The sequence below is a fragment of the Mesorhizobium sp. M7A.F.Ca.CA.004.04.2.1 genome (genome assembly GCF_004022825.1).
In the GTDB taxonomy this organism is placed as follows: Bacteria; Pseudomonadota; Alphaproteobacteria; order Rhizobiales; family Rhizobiaceae; genus Mesorhizobium.
Map to the genome: position 1 here is coordinate 1 of NZ_RZPH01000800.1, position 2,824 is coordinate 2,824.

The following is a 2,824-nucleotide window of genomic DNA, read 5'->3' on the forward strand; positions in this document are numbered from 1 at the left end:
GTCGAAAAGCGTTCGGTGACCATTCGCGGCCACCGCACCAGCTACTCGCTCGAAAAACCCTTCTATGACGACCTCGTCGCGATCGCGGCGACCAGAAAGCTGACGCTTGCCGCGCTTGTCGCCGAAGTCGACGTGACAAGGCCCCGCGACACCAACCTGTCCTCTGCGTTGAGGCTCCATGTCCTGGAGTGGGCGAAGCGCGGAACGGATTTCTAGAGGCCCTCGACCGCCGCTTCCTTCTTCCTGCGTCTGGTGCCGAAGCCAAGCAAGGTCGAACGTTCGCGCTCCTCGGCCTGTTTCCTGGACCGCACGCGCATCAAATCCTTCCAGCCGACATAGCCGACCAGCAAAGAGCCTTCGCGAGTGACGACGGGCAGATGAGAGACGTTGGCCGTCAGCAGCTTGTCGGAGAGGCCTTCGAGATATTCGTCCGGATAGGCCAGCGTCACCTTGCTGCCGGCCAGCAGTTCGCCAAGCGTGGTGGTGCGGTGCGTGCCGGCGCGTCTCCAGCGCAATATCGCCGGCGGATCGATGAGGCCCAGCACATGGCCGTGCTCATCGACCACCGGGAAACTCGGATGCCGTGTTTCCGGCGCTGTCAGGAATGCCGCAGCGCCATGCAGCGTCATCGTCGCCGGCACGCTTTCGACCTGTGGGGTCATCACCTCGCGCACCCTGGTCAGGGCGAAAGGGTCGACGCGGTATTCGCGAACCAGATGATGTCCCCTTCTGGCGATCTTTTCGGTCAGGATCGACCGCTTCATCAGAAGCACGGTGACGGCGTGCGCCGCGGCGCAGGCAGCAATCAGCGGCACCAGCATATGTGTGTTGCCGGTCAGTTCGACGGCGAAGAACGTGGCGGTCAGCGGCGCACGCATCGTGCCGCCCATCGTGGCGGCCATTGCCAGCAGCGCCCAGAAACCGGGATCCGCGGCAGGCAGAACGCCGGCGAGCACAGCGCCCATAGCCCCACCCATGATCAACAGCGGCGCCAGCACACCTCCCGACGTTCCCGAGCCGAGCGCTGCCGACCAGATGATCGCCTTGACCACCAGCAGCAGAAGGGCCGCTGTCGCGACGGTGCGGCCATCCAGCATGTCGGTGATGTTGTCATAGCCGACACCGAGCGCGTGCGGTTCGATCAGCCCGCCTATGCCGACCACCAGGCCGCCAAGCATCGGCCACCACATCCAGTGGATCGGCAGCTTCTGAAAACCGTCCTCGCAGGCATAGACCATCTGCGTCAGCAGTCCCGACAAAAGTCCTGCACAAACGCCGATCGCCACCCAGCCGGCAAGGCCGACAAAGGATACCTCCATGCCGCCCTGAAACGGAAAGATCGGCCCGGGCAGATGCAGCATGGTGCGCTCGACCTCGGCGATAACAGCCGCCACCGCCACCGGGATGAAGCTGCGCGGGGTCCATTCGAAAAGCAGCAGTTCGACCGCCAGCATGATGGCTGCAATCGGTGTTCCAAAAACCGTAGTCATGCCCGCTGCCGCACCAGCCACCAGCAGTGTCTTGCGCTCGTTGTCGCTGACCGGCAGCATCTGCGCGATCAGCGAGCCGATGGCGCCGCCAGTCATGATGATCGGGCCTTCGGCGCCGAACGGCCCGCCGGAGCCGATCGAGATCGCCGACGACAGCGGCTTCAGGATCGCCACCTTGGCGTCGAGTTTTGAGCGCCCGAGCAGGATCGCCTCGATGGCCTCGGGAATGCCATGGCCGCGGATCTTCTCGCTGCCGAAGCGCGCCATCAGGCCGATGATCAGCGCACCGATCACCGGGACGATGACGGCGGCAAGCCCAAGCGGTGTGTCCTCAAGCTTCAGGTCGGCAAGCGAGAACTGGCCGAAATAGGCGATGTTGGTGGCCAGCCGGATCAGCTTCAAAAGCGCGATGCCGGCAACCAGTCCGGCTGTCGCCACCACCACGGCAATGGCCGCGACGAGCAGCACCCTGGCGTCCGTGGTGAAATCACGCAGATGCTCCGGGTTCGAGTGAGGGGTCTTCATGGCGGGCTTTGCTTCCTGGCGGCGGGCCGAATGTGGATATGCGGCACGGTCGAAGCGGCCAGCCGGGCTTGTCGGTGGCTATGTATCGTAACACGATATAAATATTCAAGCCGGTTTCGCCCGAAATCCGTTTGAGCTTTCGCCGGAAAACGAACACATGTCTGATATGTCGCAGCCACAAAAACCACGCCCCGCCATCAGCCAGGCCGATTACCAGCGACTGTCGGAGTTTCGCTATCTGATCCGCCGCTTCCTCGAATTCAGCCAGGTCCAGGCGGAAGACGCCGGCCTGACCCCGCGCCAGCATCAGGCGCTGCTGGCGATCAAGGGATTCCCCGGCGGCGGCCCGGTGACGGTTGGCGACCTCGCCGAGCGCCTGCGCATCCGCCACCACAGCGCCGTCGAGCTGGTCAACCGCCTCGGCGAGGCGGGGCTGGGTACAAGGGATCAGGATAAGGACGACCACCGCCGCGTGCTGCTGCAGCTGACCGAGCGCGCCGACGATTGCCTGGCCGAACTGTCGGCGGTGCATCTCGACGAACTGTCGCGTATCGAACCGATGCTGCGGCGTCTGCTCGATCGAGATGGAGGGTAGTCGTATCGCCCAGAAAGCTCAGCCTACTGCAGTGACTTCAGCAGATTGTCGATCGTGAACGGATTGGACTTCGGCTTGGCCGGCGGCGGATTGTCGTTGGCTTCCGGCAGCGGCGCACGCTCCACTTTCGGAGGCTGCTGCGCGGCCTTGCGTTCGGCCTCAAGCCTTGCCTTTTCCTGCGCCGCGATGCGCACCGCCTCTTCCGCCTCTGTCT

The 2,824-nt window shown here is 64.1% G+C and carries 4 protein-coding genes; 2 read left to right on the forward strand and 2 right to left on the reverse strand.

The features are described 5' to 3' along the window. Positions 1 to 216 (forward strand): ribbon-helix-helix domain-containing protein (locus tag EN893_RS27220; protein ID WP_128361918.1); only part of this gene is annotated, 216 nt, incomplete at its 5' end. Here the strand turns inward: EN893_RS27220 and EN893_RS27225 are convergent. Then, positions 213 to 2,015: a chloride channel protein gene (locus tag EN893_RS27225; protein ID WP_127372249.1), complete on the reverse strand. Its 1,803-nt coding sequence runs from the start codon at positions 2,013 to 2,015 to the stop codon at positions 213 to 215. The genes EN893_RS27220 and EN893_RS27225 overlap by 4 nt on opposite strands. Positions 2,016 to 2,172: 157 nt before the next feature. Here EN893_RS27225 and EN893_RS27230 point away from each other — a divergent pair, with 157 nt between their 5' ends. Then, positions 2,173 to 2,610, forward strand: a complete 438-nt coding sequence (locus EN893_RS27230) for a MarR family winged helix-turn-helix transcriptional regulator (RefSeq protein ID WP_128361919.1) — start codon at positions 2,173 to 2,175, stop codon at positions 2,608 to 2,610. A gap of 23 nt (positions 2,611 to 2,633) precedes the next feature. On the opposite strand, the gene EN893_RS38280 is transcribed toward EN893_RS27230, so the two are convergent. Next, positions 2,634 to 2,824: hypothetical protein (locus EN893_RS38280; RefSeq protein ID WP_164901145.1), on the reverse strand; the 191-nt coding region annotated here is incomplete at its 5' end.

What these genes read in the sequence shown, in the direction of transcription:
- EN893_RS27225 (WP_127372249.1), bottom strand. Translation starts at nt 2,015, where the DNA reads ATGAAGACCCCTCACTCGAACCCGGAGCATCTGCGTGATTTCACCACG.
- EN893_RS27230 (WP_128361919.1), top strand. Translation starts at nt 2,173, where the DNA reads ATGTCTGATATGTCGCAGCCACAAAAACCACGCCCCGCCATCAGCCAG.